Here is a 17,708-nt window from a genome sequence, read left to right on the forward strand (position 1 = left end):
GTTAACTACCCTGCTTAATCAATGACTCTTGTATAGCAATCTTTAATGCTTTAGTAGCATCATTAGTGCTCATACTAGGTATATCAGCTTTATTTACAACTTGCTGTGGTGCATATGGCACATGTATAAATCCAACTATCTTATTAGGATATGTCTCTAGTAAATGATACATTACATGATTACAAACATATGTTCCTGCACTATTAGATATATATGCTGGAATACCCTGCGCTTGTATTGCATCTTGGATTTGATAAATTGGTAACTTAGAGAAATAAGCATTATCACCATTTGTTGATATTTTGACATCCTTAGGCTGATAGCCATCATTATCCGCAATCCTAGCATCATCGACATTTATTGCTACTCTTTCGATAGAGATTGCTGCTCTACCTCCAGCTTCGCCAATTGCAATAATCACATCAGGATTATATTCTTTGATTAACTTATCTAACTCATTAACAGAGCCTTTGAATGTAACTGGAATTTGTCTTTTAATAACCTTAGCTCCATCAATAGAGTCTGGAAGCTGTTTAACTGCTTGCCAAGATGGATTTATCTTTTCTCCACCAAAAGGAGTAAAACCAGTTATAAGAACAGTTTGTGAATTCGCTGAAACAGCAAAAGTCAAAAATATAAATATACTTAATAAAAAATTTTTCATGATCCCTACCTATTCATACAAACCTTTAATTAGTGTATCAGATTTAGATTTAGTATTTTTTGTTGTACTTTTAATCAAACTTAAAAGTTCTTGGTAATTACTAAAACTTTTTCCGGCATATATGCTCGCATTTAAGGACTTTAATTGCTCTTTTAATTGTGGGAATATCTCAGCAACCTCTAATAATGAAAAGAGTTGCTTATCACTTTTTGTATTAGCCCAACCAATAATTGCTTTTTGAAGCTGTATATTATCTTTATTAGCACATGCTTTTTTAATATCTTTTATGCTTGCAGGATTTTTATCATCTGTAACAAACTTTTCTTCAGTTATATTTTTAGCTTTTCGAGTTAGTTTACACTTTATGAGTAGCATAAATGTAATCAGCCATAATACAAAAATCCCTATAGCCACATTTCGCCAAAAAGTATCTTCAATAACCTTTTTAATAACTTGTGGTGCAGTTTGACTACCTACATTAAAACTTGTACTTGGTATAGTGCCTTTTTTGACATCAAATGTTTTTGCGGCTATTGTCGCAAGTTGTGATTTACTATTGTCAATATCGAACCATTTTAACATAACAGCAGGAACTGTTGTTTTACCTTGCTTAATAGGCATATAACCAATCTTATAGGTCGCTGTACTTATTAGCTGTCCACCTTGCTCGATATCCTCAAGTACTGGCTTTTCAGGATAAACATTAAAAGCATCAGAAGATTTAAATTCTAATTTTGGAATATCTTCGCTTAAAACGCCTTTTGCCTTAATAGTTACAGTCCTAGTTAGTAGTTCTCCCTCTTTTATGGTATCCCCTGCTGACCAGTTATCACTAATCTTAACATCTGAAGCAGGGAACCAGTCCTTAATCGCTATTTTTTGGGGAATTGGTTTGATTCTTAAAAATTTGGCATCCGTGGAGAAGCTCTTAACCCTAGTTCCTAGTTGCCCAAATCTATTCGGAATAGTTGCTTGCATTGCGATAGGTGGAATAGCAATAGTTCCGGTTCTATGTGGGATTATCAAAAAACTTTCTTCAACAACATCATACATTTTGCCATTAATACGCTTTTGATAAGTTCTTCTATGATTGGTTTGTTTTATTTCAGAGTTTTTTATATCAAAATTTCTAGGATCCAGACTCAAAATAGGTGTCGAATAATACAACTTCAAAGTATACAACACAGGCACATTAACATAAGTTTCGTTTGTGGCTAATGTGCCTATGGCAAATATATCTTGATAGTTACTTGCCTCTTCACTTGAAAGTTTTTTATCTACTTTTATAGAGATTGGCTTAGTGGACTCGTTACCAACTTTAATTGATGGTATTGTCAAATTACCTGATCTATTTGGCATAAGAGTAACAATCATCTCAAATTGTGAGCTTGATTTACCATTTATAACAGTAGTCTTACTGCTGGTACTAGTGTTATAAACTGTAAAATCTTTATCTAAAACATCTAGGTCAGGCTGAGTGTCAAAATCATCTAGGTGGAGTATTAGCTCAAAAGTTTCTCCATACTCAAGATGAGTATTATCCACACTAGCTGTGACATTAGCATAACTAATATTCAATCCAGCGATTAACAGCAAAAGTATACTTACTAATTTTAATAATTTAGTTCTCACGCTTATCTCCTATCATCCTCTGGTAGTCACGTGCAAATTTATTTTTAAGAAGTCCTCCAGGATTACTGTCTATCGCAGCTAATAGCTTATTCGCCTCTTTATCATTTAGTTCTTGTTGGCGCTGATCTTCTGCGGCTGACTGCTCAGGATTATCTTTATTATCTTTATTATCTTTATTATCTTTATTATCTTTATTATCTTTATTGTCTTTATTGTCTTTATTGTCTTTATTGTCTTTATTGTCTTTATTGTCTTTATTGTCTTTATTGTCTTTATTGTCTTTATTGTCTTTATTGTCTTTATTGTCTTTATTGTCTTTATTGTCTTTATTGTCTTTATTGTCTTTATTGTCTTTGTTGTCTTTGTTGTCTTTGTTGTCTTTGTTGTCTTTGTTGTCTTTGTTGTCTTGAGAATTCTGCTGATTATCTTTTTGTTTATCTAGCTCTTTTGCTACTTCTAAATTATTTTTTGCATCTGCAAAATCTGGTCTTTTTTGTATAGCTTTTGTATATGCTTCTATAGCTTTTTTATATTCGCCCATATGCGTTAAGGCATTACCCTGATTATACAACCCTTTAGCTGAATCATCTTTTTTAAACTCTTGATATGCATTTTGATAGTCTCCAGCCTTATAGTATGAAGAACCTTTCCAATTACTGTTTTCAAAAGCTTCAGCCGCCTTTTTTGCATTACCACTATCATAATATCCCATGCCTTGTTGATCTCTTGTTTGCCATAAATCATTCAATTTATTCGCAAAACAAAAACATGGCAATAGTAACAAGATAAATATTAATTTTCTTAGCGACATATTCTCTCCAAAATACCTCTTCTAAAAAATAGTAAACTCATAGCTACTAATAACCAAATAAAATAAATCCCCTCATCCTGCCAAAAGATATTTGCTGACTTTTTATCTGATTTCTTTTTACCATTGCCTTGCGTATCTGATAATAACTTTTTAACATCAGTATTATTAGCAGTTAAAGTCACTAATTTCCCAGATCCAGCTTTTGCTAATGCTTCAAGTTGATTCATATCTATACCAAAATACTGGATATTGCCTCCATCATCTTTTATATAATTACCCTTGTCATCTTTAGCAATACCTCCCTTTGGGGTTCCTATTGCATATACATCAGTATCTATACCTTGCTCTGCTAACTGTTTTGCTTTAGCGATAGCATCCGCTGATGGTGTTGAATCTGTTATCAAAATTATCTGACCTTTTTTTGCACCTGCCTGAGTAATTAACTGAGCAGATTTTTCTATAGCTTTATAGATATTATTACCCTGCACAGGCACGATATCTGAATTAATGACAGGGACAAGGTTCTCAACAGTATTCGCATCAGATGTTAATGGCGAAACAACAAATGGCTCACTTGAGAATACTATCATCCCAACCTGACCTTCTTTTATTCTACGCAAAATATCCAAAGTCTTATACTTGGCTCTCTCAAGCCTAGTTGGAGAAACATCTGTAGTGTCCATAGACTGTGAAACATCTAAAGCTATAACTCTCGAAACATTTTCTTGATATACAGGCACATCTTTATATTTCCATGTAGGACCTGCCAATGCTACCACAGATACAATCCACAAGCACAAAAACAAAAATGGCACTAATGACTTTTTAGTTTTTGACTGCTTACCTACAACTACATGTTCTAACAAATGACTATCACAATACTTAGTCCAACTATTTGCTTGTGAAGAACTTCTAAAAAGTAAAATAACAAAAACTACAATAAGCACTAATGCTAACAGCCACCACGGACGCAGAAAATGAAAATCCATACTAATATCCTCTCCTACGCTTCAACCATACCATAGTCATCACAAAACTTAACAGCAATGCAAAACCAAGACTCCAAGGATATAGATATGTAACTGGCCTAACTACTGTTTTGTCTGACTCTATCGGCTCTAGCTGATCTATCGACTCGTATACTTGTTTCAAATCAGTACTATTTTGCGCTCTAAAAAACTTCCCTCCAGTCATTGTGGCAATTTTTTGTAATACTTCTGTATCTAAATCTTCTGATGTATTAACTAATCTTTCACCAAAAGTAGTCTTAACCATCATTTGCCCGCCACCCAAACCTATGGTGTATATCTTTATGTGATACTGTTTTGCAAGTTCTGCTGCCTGCAAAGGCTGTAGCGCTCCAGAGTTGTTTTCACCATCTGTTAGCAAAACAAGAGCTTTAGAGTCACCTGGATATCTTTTGAGCTTCTTAACTGCCAAACCTATAGCATCGCCTATAGCAGTTTGTGGACCTGGTAGAGCTATACTCGCATCATCAAGCATTTTTTTGACAGTTGGAATATCAAAAGTCAACGGGGTCTGCAAATATGCCCAAGTACCAAAAAGTATCAAACCGACCCTATCTCCTTGACGTGTATCTAAAAACTCATTAGCAACACGCATTACAAGATCAAATCTTGACTCCATCTTACCATTAGACTTCTGCATATCTTGGATAGCCATACTACCAGATAGGTCAATAGCCATCATTAGATCCCTACCACTTTGCGGCAAGCTAACTGGTTTGCCTAACCACTGAATACCAGAACCTGAAATAATCAATAATATCCAAATAGTACTTAGAATATATTTAAGATAATTCGCTTTGGTAAAGTCTCCATTTTTATTGCCTCTCAACTGAGATTCCAACTGATCAAAAAATGGAGTTTTTAGTGCTAGCTGCTTATCATGTTTTACCCTTGGAAATATCCAATAGCTAATAACAGGTAAAATAACCAAAGCCAAAAACCAAGGGTATTCTATATTAATCACAATACTCTCCTTAGCCACTGCTCTGCCACAGTCAAAATTTCATTTAACGTTTGTCTATCTAATTCGATAGCTCTATAACTATTTACCAGCATATTAGCTTTGGTATTTTTAAAATTTTGCTTTTTCATTTTAGAGTCAAGAAACTCAAGCCATTGCTCACCATGTAGAGTTTTGATTTCTTGGTTTGGAAATTTTTGTAATGCTACTCTTTTTAGATATACCGAGATATTCTGCAAAGCTTCTTTAGGTTTATTTTGTTGAGTCTCTTCTATTGTCATTCTAAAATCATTAACAATAGAATCCTTGTAACTATTTCTCTTTTTCCTAAAATGTAGAATAATCAAGAAGATAATAAAAGTTAGTACAATCAAACCTAAAAGTAACCACCAACCATAAGCCAAAGGCCACCATTGAAAGACCCTTGCAGGCAAATAAATATCTTTTAATTGAGCCAAAAGATCATTAGTTTGCATAATTAGCTATCCCATAATTTATTGCTTTAACCAGATCATCATTTGTCGCTATCTCAATAAACCCCGTTTTATTCTTACGTGAAAAATCCTTTATCGCAGTGTATCTTTCTTGATAAAGGTTTTTATAAACACTTCTTTGTTTCTTACTTGCAGCATCTAATACTATACGATGCTCACCATCACTAAAATAATATGTATCTAAAGCAGGCAACTCCTTTTCTATAAGATCATAACTAAAGATATTTATAACCTCATTTTTAGCTCTCAATAATTTAAGATACTGTTTTGCTTGCTCATCAAAACTACTAAAATCACTAATAATAATTATCACACTATTACTACGAACTTTCGCATACAGAAACTTTATAACATCTGCTAATTTCTTTTGAGATTTAAGCTGATAATCTTTGTGATCAGTCGTTATAAAATTAAACATTTTGATCAACGCTGATTTATCTTGTTTTGCAGGATAGAAATTATAGCCATGATCATCAAAAATGATACCACCAACCTTATCATGTGCTTCTAACGCCCCAAACCCTAATAACGCTAATGTATTAGCAGCCTTAACGCATTTAAAGCATTCCCTTGTACCAAAATTCATTGTACTATTTTGATCAACAATAAAATACAGACTACGTTCACGCTCTTCATGATAAACTTTAGTGTATGGCTTACCAAGTCTTGCCGTAAGTGACCAGTGCATCAATCTAATATCATCGCCTGCTTGATAATGTCTAACCTCATCAAAGTCCATGCCACGACCTTTTGCATTAGAGATATTCGTACCAGCATTAGTCGTATTAACTTTCTGATTAGCAAATAATTTTAGTGACTTTGCCTGATAGCGATGATTCAAAAGCTCTTGAATATCAGCCTTAACACCTTTATAACTTTTCATTGAGGATACTCTAAGGGATTGGCACAGCCTTTAGCAATTCAGTAATCACATCATCACTTTTAATACCATCAACATCTGCTTCAAATGTTAATAATATTCTGTGACGTAGGACTTCATATATAACTGCATGAACATCTCCCGGAGATACATAGTCATTGCCAGATAACCAAGCATGTGCTCGAGCTGCTCTATCTAATGCTATAGTTCCTCTAGGACTTGCACCAAAGGCAATCCATTTTTTGATACTTGGACTATATTTTGATGGGTCTCTAGTAGCTAGAATCAATTCAATAATATATTGCTCAAGAGCTGCTGACATCTGAACATTCAAAACTTCTTTTTGTGCTGCAAAAATTGCTTCTTGAGAAATATTTGGGTAGCGTAATTTATGCCCTAATGCCTCACCTCTACTTATAGCCAGAATCTTTGCTTCCGTTTTTGGATCCGGATACTCAATCTTCACAAAAAGCATAAATCTATCTAACTGTGCTTCAGGAAGTGGATAAGTACCTTCTTGCTCAATTGGGTTTTGCGTAGCCATCACCATAAAAAGATTAGACAAGGGATAAGTCTTCTTACCCACTGTGATTTGCTTCTCTCCCATAGCCTCAAGCAATGCCGACTGAACCTTTGCAGGCGCCCTATTTATCTCATCAGCAAGTAATAGGTTATGAAATAATGGCCCTGACTGAAACTCAAAGCTCTGTTGCTGAGGTATGTATATCTCTGTACCTGTCAAATCTGCCGGTAAAAGATCCGGTGTAAACTGCACTCTATGATAAGAGCAATCTATACTTTCAGACAATGTTTTGATCGCGGTTGTCTTAGCCAATCCCGGAGCTCCTTCTACAAGTAAGTGTCCTCCAGCTAGCAATGCTATCAATAAACGCTTATTTAAATTTTCTTGACCAACAACACGATTGTTTAAGAACTCTAGTAATTCCTCAAACTGATTATATACAGACACAGCCTCTCCAAAACCTCTTATCTTCTTTTGTAGAGTATATGGGTTGTTACTAGTTTTTCAAGAGTCTAGGCTCGATATAACTAATTTACAAAGATTAAACAGTGTTATAAACTTTAGGTTATTAACTAAAATCGACAAGATTCTTATGAAAATTCTTAAAATGTGGGCAGTATCAATGCTAGTAAGTTTAACACTAGTTAGCTGCTCGAACACATCTGATTTAACTAGCAATCTGAACTCAGCCGGCGAATCTATTGCACGATTTGTGAATGGTACTTTTTCTGCTAAAATTGATAACACTAGCCTGCAAAGTGTATACAATGCAACACTTTTGGCTCTAAATAACGGTAGTAATAAAATAGTAACTAGCAACATCAATGATGACACCGCGAACATCACTGGCACGTACACTATCAACGGCAGTTTTTTTGACAAAGGCCACACGGTTAATTTTAATATAAAACTACTCAAAGGTAACGACAATACTGTTAATTTACTTATCCGAATAGGTAAGTTTGGCAATAAAGAAGCATCTGTTAATTTACTAACAAACATAAAGAGTAATCTAGGATTATAAATAATGAGTGTAAATACCCCAAAAGTATTATCTATTCAATCTCATGTAGCCTATGGCTATGCCGGTAATAAGGCTGCCGTATTCCCTATGCAGCGTCTTGGTATAGAAGTCTCCCCAATATATACAGTCCAGCTATCAAACCATACTCAATACGACTTTTTTAAAGGTTCTTTTTTTAGTGCTGAAGATATTCAAAATGTTATAGAAGGCTTGATTACTAACAACTTCTTAGCAAAACAGGATGCTATCTTATCTGGATATATCGGTAACGTCGATGTTGCTAAAGTTATTGCAAATACAGTCACATTACTAAAAGAAAAAAAACAAGCTAGCCTATACTGCTGTGACCCTGTCTTTGGTGATAAATATGATGAAGATGAAACAGGACATATTTTTGCATCAAACGATCACCCAGAAATATTCTTAAAATATTTATTACCATTAGCTGACATAATTACACCAAATATATTTGAGCTAAGTGTACTAAGCGGTGTCGAGATAAGAAAACATGAAGATATAGTCAAAGCATGCCAAAGTCTAATTGTAAAAACCAAAAATGAAAAACAAATCATAATCGTTACAAGTGTGTCTTTTGATAAAAATAAAACTGGTATTGCAATTTACCAGAACAATAACTTTTCTTATATGGAATCTGCCAAATATAAAGTTCAACCTAAAGTAAGTGGCTCAGGTGATATTACTGCAGCGATGTTTTTAAGTTATCTTTTAAAGGGTAAAACATTAGATGAAGCTCTAAGTTTGGTTACTAGATGTTTGGACGGCATCTTCAGGGTTACACACGAATTAAACACTGATGAGCTAGCCTTAATACAAGCACAGGAGTACATCAAATAATGGATCGTTATAGCAAAATCACAGATGTCCATCGCTACAAAAGAGAAATCGTGCTGCTAAAAAGTCGCCCTTGTGCTTATGGAAAATGTACTTTTTGTGACTATATACTAGATAACTCAAAAAATATTGACGAAATCAACTCTATTAATTTTGATATTTTAAACAATGTTAGCGGAGAGTTTGGTGTTCTTGAAATAATAAATTCCGGCAATATATTTGAACTTCCTCAGGCAACTAAACAGCGTATCAAAGAGATAGTCAAAGAGAAAAATATCAGATTATTATTTGTTGAAGCACACTGGATGTACAAAGACCATCTATACAAAATCAAAGATCTATTTGATACTAATATTTTTATCAAAACTGGTTTAGAAAGCTTTGATAATCAGTTTAGAGAAAAAATTTTGAATAAAGGATTCTTTCATACATCACCCCAACAACTAAGTGAGCTATTTGACTCGGTTTGTCTCTTGATTGGCGTCAAAGGTCAAACAAAAGATATAATAGAGAAAGATATTGAAATAGCTAAAAAACACTTTAATCACACAACTTTGAATCTATATGTAAACAATACAACATCAATAAAAGCAGATGAAGAGTTGAAAAAATGGTTTTTAGATGAATATAAAGAGCTATTTAATGATCCACAATTTGAGATACTTGTCAGCAATACTGATTTTGGTGTTGGTGACTAATGCAACTTTAGCTGATATCAAAATACGTTGAAGTATGCTATCTTTATAGTACAAGTGTACTTTAGGGGAAGATGTTGCAACACACTCTCAAACAAATTTCCGATATTCTAAAAGCAAGAATAATCAATAACCCGTCTACTGAAGTTATTATTTCAGGACTTAATTATGCAGAATCCGCAAAAGAAAATGATTTGACTTTGATAGATCAACACGAGCATATTAAGCTTTGGGAAAACTCAAAGGCTGCTGCTGCTATTGTCAGCGATAAGATTAGCACTGCGTTAGCAAAAATTAATGATAAGCCAATATTGGTAGTGAGTAACGCAGACTTAGCCATGGCTAAGGTACTAGAACTATTCTCTGTACCATACCCTGAACAAAATGGCATTCATGAAAAAGCTGTTATAGACTCATCAGCAAAAATTGGTGAAAATGTCTCAATTGGCCCGGGAGCATACATTGGTAAAAATGTTGAAATTGGTGATAATACAATAATCTACGCCAATGTATGTATTTACAACGATACAAAAATTGGTACTAACTGCATTATATGGCCTAGTGTTACAATTCGAGATAGAACAGTTATAGGACACTTCTGTAGACTATACTCAAACTGCTCTATAGGTACAGATGGATTTGGCTACAGACCTTCAGAAGATGGTAGAAGTATAGTTAGAATTCCTCATATAGGTAATGTTGTGATTGGCAGTTTTGTAGATATTGGTTCTAACACATGTATTGACAATGCTAAATACGGCTCAACAATAATTGGTGATTATACAAAAATCGATAACCTAGTTCAGATAGGTCACAATGTCATTATTGGTAAAGGTTGTATGATATGCGGACAAGCAGGTATCAGTGGCTCTGTAACAGTAGGAGATGGTGTAGTAATAGCAGGTAACGCCGGCATCAAAGATCATACCAAAATAGGTAGCGGAGCTCGAATAGGCGGTAAGGCTGGTGTGATGTGGGATGTACCTGCTGGTGAGAGTCATATGGGATACCCTGCCTATAAAGATACTGAATTAGCAAAACAATGGATAGCCATCAGGAAGCTTCCAGAAACTATGAAAAAACTCAAAGCACTAGCAAAAAGTCTAAAAATAGATCTTTAATCTTTAAATTAAATGTATTTTATACATAAGAAATTTAAATATAACAAATAAGATTTTTAAATATGCAGCTTGTAGCAGTATAAATTCAACCCCTCCGTTTTAAATAAATAACTTCTCAAAAGCTAATATATAGCTTAATTTCACCTGCATTAGGTATCTAAATTCAAACCAGATACTATACCATTTTAGTATACTCAAAGCCTTTATTTTCAATATCTTCACTCGAATTTAATTTTTGATTTAGGCTATTAATATGTTAAAATTTGGAGTGTATAATTATAAGGCAAGAAAAGACCTCTAAATTATCAAATTATAAGATTTTTTCTTTCCAATTCTTTTACAAAAAGGAAATAACACTAAAATACTAGAACTATAAGGAGAAGCAACATGTTACCAACGCTCATGTCTGTTGACTTAGCAAGATTGCAGTTTGGTTTAACAGCATCATTTCACTTCTTATTTGTTCCTCTAACGTTAGGGCTAACGTGGATCTTATTCACAATGGAACTAATGTACGTAAGAACAGGTAAGCAAGTATATAAAGATATGGTGAAGTTTTGGGGTAAATTACTCGGAATTAACTTCGCTCTAGGGATTATTACTGGTCTAACCATGGAGTTTGAATTCGGTACTAACTGGTCATACTACTCTCAATCAGTAGGTGATATTTTTGGTACACCTCTGGCTATTGAAGGCTTGGCAGCATTTATGCTTGAGTCTACTTTTGCTGGTTTATTCTTCTTCGGCTGGGATAAGTTATCAAAGAAACAACACTTACTGTCTACATTCTGCTTAGCAATAGGTTCAAGCTTCTCTGCGTTACTAATATTGGTTGCTAACGGTTATATGCAACATCCTGTTGGTTCTGAGTTCGTTGCATCTACAATGAGAATGGAAACTGTAAGCTTACTTCAAGTATTCCTAAATGAAACAGCACAAACAAACTTTGGTCACGTGATAACAGCTGGATACACAACTGGTGCGACTTTTGTAATCGGTATTAGTGCTTTCTATCTACTAAAAAATCGTGATAGCGGTTTTGCTAAAAGATCTTTGGGTGTTGGCTTAGGTTTCGGTATCGTTGCATGTACTATGGCGATGTTCTTCGGTGATGCAAACGGTGTAGATGCATTTAAAGTACAACCATTAAAAATGGCTTCAATAGAAGCTGAGTGGGATACTTCTAAAGCTCCTGCTGCTTTCAATGCTGTAGCTATCCCGAGCAATGCTGATCAAGAAAACCATTATGCAGTAGAGATTCCTGCTGTACTTGGTCTAATCGCTACTCACTCTACAGATGTAGAAGTCCCGTGTATCAAAGCTATCCTCTATGGAAAAGCAGATGCTAATGGCACTAGAGACCCTAGCCTTGCATACTATAGAGATATCGCAACAGGTGAAACTGCTGATGTATCTCCAGAAGTAGCTGCTGCTAACCCTGCTAAGTACGAAAAAGTACCTGCTGCGGTAGTTATGATTAGAGATGGTGGTTTAGCGTATGCAGATCTTCTTAAGTGGAGAGAAACTGGTCATGAAGGTGATACTCCTGATGCTAGCTATGTTAACTACAACAACCCTGAATATCAAAGATATATGGGCTTCGGTAAGTTACTTGTACAAGTAGCTCAAGAGAAGTACGGTAAAGCTGATTCAGATACGATAGCAAAAGTTGCTAACGATCCTGAATTAGTAAAAGCAACTGCTACTAATATGGTTCCTGAAGTTGTTAGCATATTCTGGGCATTTAGAATAATGGTTGGAATTGGTCTATTATTATTTGCTCTAATGTTTGTTGGCTTAATCCTACTTGCTAAAAACTCTTTAGGTAGCTCTAAATTTAGCAGACTTGTATTAAGAGTAATGCTATGGTCAATCCCATTACCATTTATTGCTTGCTCTGCTGGCTGGTTCGTAACAGAGCATGGTCGTCAGCCTTGGACAGTATATGGAGAGCTTCCTACTAGTATAAGTTCTTCAGCTCTTACGGCTGCTGATGTAGGTACATCTATGGCAATCTTCTGTCTAATAGACTTAAGCTTATTTGCTGTACTAATTTTCTTAATGTTCAAGTATGCAAGACTAGGACCTAGTTCGTTAGGCACTGGTAAATACCATTTTGAACAAAACAAAAATGATAAATAAGGAGAGATAAATGTTATTAGATGTTTTACAAATTATCTCTTGGCTAGTTGTAGGGGTTCTAATATTCTTAGTAGCTGCTACTGTTGGTTTTGACTTTGGTGTAGGTATTCTTGCCAAATTTGTTGGTAAAGATGACTACGAAAAAAGAGCTATCATAAATACAGTTGGCCCTACTTGGGATGGTAGCCAAGTTTGGTTTATTACAGCTGGTGGTGCTATATTTGCTATTTGGCCACAAGTTTATGCTACTAGCTTCTCAGGTTTATATATCGCTATCTTACTAGTGTTATGGGGACTTTTCTTAAGACCTCCTGCTTTTGAGTACAGAAAGAAAATAGATAACCCTACATGGAAAAACTTCTGGGACTGGATGCTTTTGTTAGGAAGTGTTATTCCTATAGTTGTCATGGGTGTAGCTGTTGGTAACTTATATTTAGGTTTTCCTATCTCTTATGATGATACCTCAAGATTAATATATGGTGCTGTTACTAACGGCCAGTATCAATCTATGTGGGTTACTTTGATACACTTACTAACTCCATTTGCATTATTGTTTGGTATATTTGCTCTAAATATGTCACTAATGCATGGTTCAGCTTATGCTAAGCTTAGAACAGATGGCGTTTTAAGAGATAGATTCAGAAAAATTACAAATGTTACAGCGACTATTTACTTAGTCTTATTTGTAATCGCAGCTATTTGGATTGCTCTAATACCTGGATATCAGTACTCTACTGGTGCAAGTTGTACATACGCATCAGAAGCATTACAACATCCATTCAGTGCTGGAGTTATTACTAATGACCATTCTTGGTATTATAATTTCACGCATGCTAAAACTATTTGGATGTGGTTTGCTCCTATTCTAGCTTTTGTTGGTGCATTACTTGTTATCAAGTTCAACAACAAAGATAAAGATGGTGCTGCTTTCATAGCTAGTATGGCCTCTCTACTAGGCGCTGTATTAACTGTTGGCTTTGCATTATTCCCATTTATTATGGTATCTAATGTCGGCAACTTCCAATATAGCTTGACAGTATTTAACGCAAGTAGTAGCCAAACTTCTCTAATAGGTATATTATGTGCAGCTATTATTATACTTCCAATCATCTTCTCTTATACATTCTTTGTGTATAAGAAAATGTGGGCAAATGGTCGTAGAGTATCTGCTGAAGAAGTTAAAGCAAACTCTCACGAGTTATACTAAGAGGAGACTAGTATGTTTTATTTATTATGGATTACATCTGCATTTGTAGCTGTTGGCGCTGGTTGTTTCGTAGCTAGCAGAATTGACAAAAAAGAAGACTAATTTTCTATCTGCTATTTTCTTCTATTTTATTTCTTCTCTTTGATATAAAATTTTTTCATTCAAATTTTACTTGTTTAATAAAATGAAAAAAATAATATCTCTGACTATCACTTTATTTCTTGTTATAACATCTAATTGTTATGCAGATATTATTGTTGGAACAACTGGAGATTATGCTCCTTTTTCAACTTATAACAAAAACGATAATAAATTCTCCGGGAAAGATATCGATCTCATAAAAACTTTTGCTGAAGCAAATAATGAAGATATTAAATTTGTTAAGACCACTTGGGCAACTGCTGAAGGTGATCTAAAAGACAATAAATTTGATGTCTTTGTAGGAGGTATGACAATAACTCCTACTCGTCAAGCAAAATTCATATTCTCTACTCCATTAGGCTCTTTTAGTAAGGCTGCTATGACTAGCTGCAAAAACTTATCTAAGTTCAAGAGCTTTGCAGATATAGACAATCCAAATACCCTAATCATAGAAAATAGAGGTGGAACAAATGAAAAATTTGCCTTACAGAAAATCAAAAATGCTCAATTATTAATTATCGCTAATAATAAGCTTGCAATTAAATCTATCACCGATGGCATAGATGGTATATATCCAGATATAATGTTTACTGATTCGCCCGAAATTGCGTATCAGCACTCTATAAATCCAAGCATTTGCCAAGTACCAGTTAAAGTTGATGATAGTATTTCATATAAGGCTTTTATGTTTAATAACACACCAATAGGAAAAAGTCTTGCGAGTAAATTTAATGACTGGATAAAAGATAACCCTAAAATTTTTCATCAATATTTAAATTCAGAAAAATAGAAGTTCGCTAAATCAACCTAGCTCTATTGGGTCAATATCAAAACACATCTTAACTGAATTTTTTAAACTTGACATTATTTGACTATTAGCAACCCATTTAATTATTAAATTTATCTGACTACGTGAGTTCGAAGTTAAAAGTATACTATAACGATATACATTATTTTTTTTCAGATGAAGAGCTGGTAATGGCTTAGATACTTGCACACCAGAGCTATCTTTCAAGCTTGAATATATTTGCTCCAACATATTTAAGACTTTATTCTCATCTTTTGATTCTGCTATGATTTGTGCTTGATAGGTATATGGTGGATAGCTCGCGTACTTTCTTTGCTCTAGAAGATAATCCAGAAACTCAAGATAGTCACTATTTACCAATAACTGTAAAAGTTTATTATCAGGCTGATATGTCTGAAGTATTATCCTTCCAGGTTTATCCGCCCTTCCAGCTCTTCCAGAGACTTGAACTATCGTTTGCGCAGTTCGCTCTATTGCATGGAAATCAGTACTATATAAACCAGCATCAATATTAATTAACCCTGCTAATGTAATATTCTCGAAATGATGCCCTTTTGCTATCATCTGAGTACCAACGATAACATCAACTTGCTTATCATTTATCATCTGATTGATGCTATGTAGATCATTCATAGTTTTGATATTTGATCTATCAAAGCGCACCACCTTATTATATGGAAATCTCGCCTCTATTCTTGACTGAACTTTTTCAGTACCACTACCATAAGCAAAAAGCTCTTCAGCATTACAACTTGGACAAGCTGTAACTATTGGCTTACGAGAACCACAAAAATGACATTCTAAGTACTGATATGGGTGTGTATGTAATGTATATGGTTTATCACATCTCTTACACTCCACAGCCTCTCCGCAACTCTTACAGACCAAAGCCTTAGCAAAACCTAACTTGTTGATAAATATTAATGACTGCTGATGATCGTTGATATTCTGCTCAATCAATGAAAAAAGAGTATTACTAATACCATTATCAACAATACTTGATTTTAGATCTAATAGCTCAATCGTATTCTGGTGTGAGTTTAGCGCCCTTTTATTAAGCTTGAGTAAATCATATTTACCAACCACATAATTATAATAACTTTGAATAGATGGTGTAGCACTACCCAGAACTACTGGTATATCAAGCTGACTAGCTCGAAATATAGCAACATCACGTGCATTATAACGAATAGTTGTTGTTTGTTGTTTATATGAACTATCATGTTCTTCATCAACTATGATAATCCCAAGATCCTTAAAGTCAGCTAAGACTCCACTTCGAGTAGCAATTACAATATCAGCTTCGCCATTTTTTATTTTTAACCAGTTAGTTAACCTAGTTTTATCACTTAGTTTAGAATGTAGTGCAACAACATTCTTATATATAAACCTCTTCTCAAATCTTTTGATTGTCTGTGGTGTAAGATTTATTTCTGGCACTAAGACAAGAACTTGTTGAGACTTAGCTAAAAAACTCTGAATGGTATGTAAGTAAACCTCTGTTTTGCCACTTCCAGTTACTCCATAAAGTAAAGATACCTTGAAACCCGATTGTGATGTAATTTGCTCAAAAGCATATTGCTGTTCTGGATTAAGCAACTTAGGTAAGTCTGATTCTATAATATTATTAGACTGTCTTAACTTATAAGTTTTTTTGAGGATGTTTTTATCAAGAAGTTTATTAATAACATAGCTAGAGGCTAATTCTTTTAGATCCTCAAAACGAAGCGCTTCATTATTAGCAAAAATTTTTAGAACATCTTGTTGCTTTGAAGTCAGTTTATGTTGCTGTAGCTCTATTTGATCTAAATATGCATAGGTATCTTTCTGAGGAGAAACTTTCTCAATTTTCAAAAAATCATTTGGTAAAGCCAAACGTATAGCATTATATAAATCACAACAATAATACTGCGATAACCACAAAATAAGTCTTTGTACAGCATCGCTAATAGGTTGATCTATAATCTTTAGAATAGGTTTTACTCTTGTAAGCTCATAATCAATCTTTATATCCTTAGCTACAATAAAACCTATAAGTTGACGCTTACCTACCTGTACCAAAACTCTACTAAATAGCTCGACATTAGCATCTTTAATAGAGTAATCAAGCAAGTAACTTGGAGGTACCGCTAGAGCAACCTTAACAATCATTATCTAACTTCTGTAGTTTTTGTATTTTTATACCAGTAATAAAAGCCATAAACAGCTGTAATGAAAAATATAAAGTTCTGTAGTACTTGACCATACAATTCTTGTTGATACATGACTACAACGAAATACAAATCAGAAACAATCCATACAATCCAATTTTCCATAAACTTCTCTATAGTCATAATAATTGCTGTAAATGTAATACCTGTTAGAATACCTGTTGAAAATATATCTGCTGAACTAGTGATATAGTTAAATACAATACTAAAAATACATAATATTACTAGATACACAATATAACGAAAATAGTCAGCTCTCTTCATCCATTTAACAGTCTTATGCTCACCATCTATACCTTGTGTATACCACTTATACCAACCATAGCTGAAGAATACCACATAAACGAACTGCAACAGTACCAGTGAGTATGTCCCCTTCATCGCAAACAAAAATAATAAAAGTATCGCACCTACTATACCCAATGACCAAGACCATACTTTAAGTCTTGCTAAGTATATTGTATACAATACATTTATAATCAATGCTGAATAATCAAGAGTCTCAAATATCATTA

At 34.1% G+C, this 17,708-nt stretch carries 18 protein-coding genes; 8 read left to right on the plus strand and 10 right to left on the minus strand.

Annotation, left to right across the window (positions count from 1 at the left end; translation table 11 throughout):
* Window position 1: 1 nt before the first annotated feature.
* The 8 genes from pcp to F0R75_RS07915 are packed head-to-tail and all read right to left on the minus strand — an operon-like array spanning window position 2 to window position 7,440.
* Entirely contained in the window at window positions 2-664 is a 663-nt protein-coding gene (gene pcp, locus F0R75_RS07880; protein ID WP_149369124.1) for a pyroglutamyl-peptidase I, read from the minus strand.
* Between the two features lie 9 nt (window positions 665-673).
* Window positions 674-2,296 carry a BatD family protein gene (locus F0R75_RS07885; RefSeq protein WP_149369123.1) on the minus strand — a complete coding sequence of 541 codons (1,623 nt, stop codon included), beginning with the start codon at window positions 2,294-2,296 and terminating at the stop codon, window positions 674-676.
* Entirely contained in the window at window positions 2,286-3,107 is an 822-nt protein-coding gene (locus tag F0R75_RS07890; RefSeq protein WP_149377273.1) for a tetratricopeptide repeat protein, read from the minus strand. The genes F0R75_RS07885 and F0R75_RS07890 overlap by 11 nt, the downstream gene beginning before the upstream one ends.
* Window positions 3,098-4,096 (minus strand): vWA domain-containing protein, encoded by a 999-nt coding sequence (locus F0R75_RS07895; protein WP_149369121.1) that lies wholly within the window; start codon window positions 4,094-4,096, stop codon window positions 3,098-3,100. Before F0R75_RS07895 ends, F0R75_RS07890 begins: the two co-directional genes overlap by 10 nt.
* 1 nt (window position 4,097) lies before the next feature.
* A complete protein-coding gene (locus F0R75_RS07900; RefSeq protein WP_042516957.1) occupies window positions 4,098-5,099 on the minus strand; it encodes a vWA domain-containing protein in 1,002 nt (333 codons plus the stop codon).
* Window positions 5,096-5,572, minus strand: a complete 477-nt coding sequence (locus tag F0R75_RS07905) for a DUF4381 domain-containing protein (RefSeq protein WP_149369120.1) — start codon at window positions 5,570-5,572, stop codon at window positions 5,096-5,098. The genes F0R75_RS07900 and F0R75_RS07905 overlap by 4 nt, the downstream gene beginning before the upstream one ends.
* Window positions 5,562-6,473 carry a DUF58 domain-containing protein gene (locus F0R75_RS07910; protein ID WP_004286656.1) on the minus strand — a complete coding sequence of 304 codons (912 nt, stop codon included), beginning with the start codon at window positions 6,471-6,473 and terminating at the stop codon, window positions 5,562-5,564. Before F0R75_RS07910 ends, F0R75_RS07905 begins: the two co-directional genes overlap by 11 nt.
* A 10-nt stretch (window positions 6,474-6,483) precedes the next feature.
* Window positions 6,484-7,440 (minus strand): AAA family ATPase, encoded by a 957-nt coding sequence (locus F0R75_RS07915; RefSeq protein ID WP_004286658.1) that lies wholly within the window; start codon window positions 7,438-7,440, stop codon window positions 6,484-6,486.
* 145 nt (window positions 7,441-7,585) lie between these two features.
* Here F0R75_RS07915 and F0R75_RS07920 point away from each other — a divergent pair, with 145 nt between their 5' ends.
* From F0R75_RS07920 to F0R75_RS07955, 8 genes are all read left to right on the plus strand, one after another.
* On the plus strand, window positions 7,586-8,017 hold the full coding sequence (locus tag F0R75_RS07920) for a DUF3568 family protein (RefSeq protein ID WP_149369119.1): 432 nt from the start codon (window positions 7,586-7,588) through the stop codon (window positions 8,015-8,017).
* A 3-nt stretch (window positions 8,018-8,020) separates the two neighbouring features.
* The gene (pdxY, locus tag F0R75_RS07925) at window positions 8,021-8,872 is read left to right on the plus strand and encodes a pyridoxal kinase (RefSeq protein WP_149369118.1); all 852 of its coding nucleotides are present in this window, start codon (window positions 8,021-8,023) and stop codon (window positions 8,870-8,872) included.
* Window positions 8,872-9,567: a radical SAM protein gene (locus F0R75_RS07930; RefSeq protein WP_149369117.1), complete on the plus strand. Its 696-nt coding sequence runs from the start codon at window positions 8,872-8,874 to the stop codon at window positions 9,565-9,567. The genes pdxY and F0R75_RS07930 overlap by 1 nt, the downstream gene beginning before the upstream one ends.
* Before the next feature lie 74 nt (window positions 9,568-9,641).
* Entirely contained in the window at window positions 9,642-10,685 is a 1,044-nt protein-coding gene (lpxD, locus tag F0R75_RS07935; RefSeq protein WP_149369223.1) for a UDP-3-O-(3-hydroxymyristoyl)glucosamine N-acyltransferase, read from the plus strand.
* 387 nt (window positions 10,686-11,072) lie between these two features.
* Complete coding sequence (locus F0R75_RS07940) at window positions 11,073-12,827, plus strand: cytochrome ubiquinol oxidase subunit I (protein WP_149377274.1); 1,755 nt, start codon at window positions 11,073-11,075, stop codon at window positions 12,825-12,827.
* A 10-nt stretch (window positions 12,828-12,837) separates the two neighbouring features.
* Window positions 12,838-14,034: a cytochrome d ubiquinol oxidase subunit II gene (cydB, locus tag F0R75_RS07945; protein WP_149369115.1), complete on the plus strand. Its 1,197-nt coding sequence runs from the start codon at window positions 12,838-12,840 to the stop codon at window positions 14,032-14,034.
* Window positions 14,035-14,046: 12 nt separating this feature from the next.
* Window positions 14,047-14,136, plus strand: a complete 90-nt coding sequence (locus F0R75_RS07950) for a hypothetical protein (RefSeq protein WP_030003323.1) — start codon at window positions 14,047-14,049, stop codon at window positions 14,134-14,136.
* Window positions 14,137-14,218: 82 nt separating this feature from the next.
* Window positions 14,219-14,965, plus strand: a complete 747-nt coding sequence (locus F0R75_RS07955; protein ID WP_149369114.1) for a transporter substrate-binding domain-containing protein — start codon at window positions 14,219-14,221, stop codon at window positions 14,963-14,965.
* Window positions 14,966-14,977: 12 nt separating this feature from the next.
* Here F0R75_RS07955 and priA read toward each other — a convergent pair whose 3' ends face one another.
* Window positions 14,978-17,134, minus strand: a complete 2,157-nt coding sequence (priA, locus tag F0R75_RS07960) for a replication restart helicase PriA (protein ID WP_149369113.1) — start codon at window positions 17,132-17,134, stop codon at window positions 14,978-14,980.
* On the minus strand, window positions 17,134-17,706 hold the full coding sequence (pnuC, locus tag F0R75_RS07965; protein WP_146421693.1) for a nicotinamide riboside transporter PnuC: 573 nt from the start codon (window positions 17,704-17,706) through the stop codon (window positions 17,134-17,136). The genes priA and pnuC overlap by 1 nt, the downstream gene beginning before the upstream one ends.
* Window positions 17,707-17,708 lie beyond the last annotated feature (2 nt).

The organism is Francisella marina, assembly GCF_008369785.1.
GTDB lineage: Bacteria > Pseudomonadota > Gammaproteobacteria > Francisellales > Francisellaceae > Francisella > Francisella salimarina.

Coding starts and splice junctions, on each gene's coding strand:
- F0R75_RS07950 (WP_030003323.1), top strand. CDS start 14,047: ATGTTTTATTTATTATGGATTACATCTGCATTTGTAGCTGTTGGCGCT.
- pcp (WP_149369124.1), bottom strand. CDS start 664: ATGAAAAATTTTTTATTAAGTATATTTATATTTTTGACTTTTGCTGTT.
- cydB (WP_149369115.1), top strand. CDS start 12,838: ATGTTATTAGATGTTTTACAAATTATCTCTTGGCTAGTTGTAGGGGTT.
- F0R75_RS07910 (WP_004286656.1), bottom strand. CDS start 6,473: ATGAAAAGTTATAAAGGTGTTAAGGCTGATATTCAAGAGCTTTTGAAT.
- F0R75_RS07890 (WP_149377273.1), bottom strand. CDS start 3,107: ATGTCGCTAAGAAAATTAATATTTATCTTGTTACTATTGCCATGTTTT.
- F0R75_RS07940 (WP_149377274.1), top strand. CDS start 11,073: ATGTTACCAACGCTCATGTCTGTTGACTTAGCAAGATTGCAGTTTGGT.
- F0R75_RS07920 (WP_149369119.1), top strand. CDS start 7,586: ATGAAAATTCTTAAAATGTGGGCAGTATCAATGCTAGTAAGTTTAACA.
- pdxY (WP_149369118.1), top strand. CDS start 8,021: ATGAGTGTAAATACCCCAAAAGTATTATCTATTCAATCTCATGTAGCC.
- pnuC (WP_146421693.1), bottom strand. CDS start 17,706: ATGATATTTGAGACTCTTGATTATTCAGCATTGATTATAAATGTATTG.
- priA (WP_149369113.1), bottom strand. CDS start 17,134: ATGATTGTTAAGGTTGCTCTAGCGGTACCTCCAAGTTACTTGCTTGAT.
- F0R75_RS07895 (WP_149369121.1), bottom strand. CDS start 4,096: ATGGATTTTCATTTTCTGCGTCCGTGGTGGCTGTTAGCATTAGTGCTT.
- F0R75_RS07955 (WP_149369114.1), top strand. CDS start 14,219: ATGAAAAAAATAATATCTCTGACTATCACTTTATTTCTTGTTATAACA.
- F0R75_RS07930 (WP_149369117.1), top strand. CDS start 8,872: ATGGATCGTTATAGCAAAATCACAGATGTCCATCGCTACAAAAGAGAA.
- F0R75_RS07905 (WP_149369120.1), bottom strand. CDS start 5,572: ATGCAAACTAATGATCTTTTGGCTCAATTAAAAGATATTTATTTGCCT.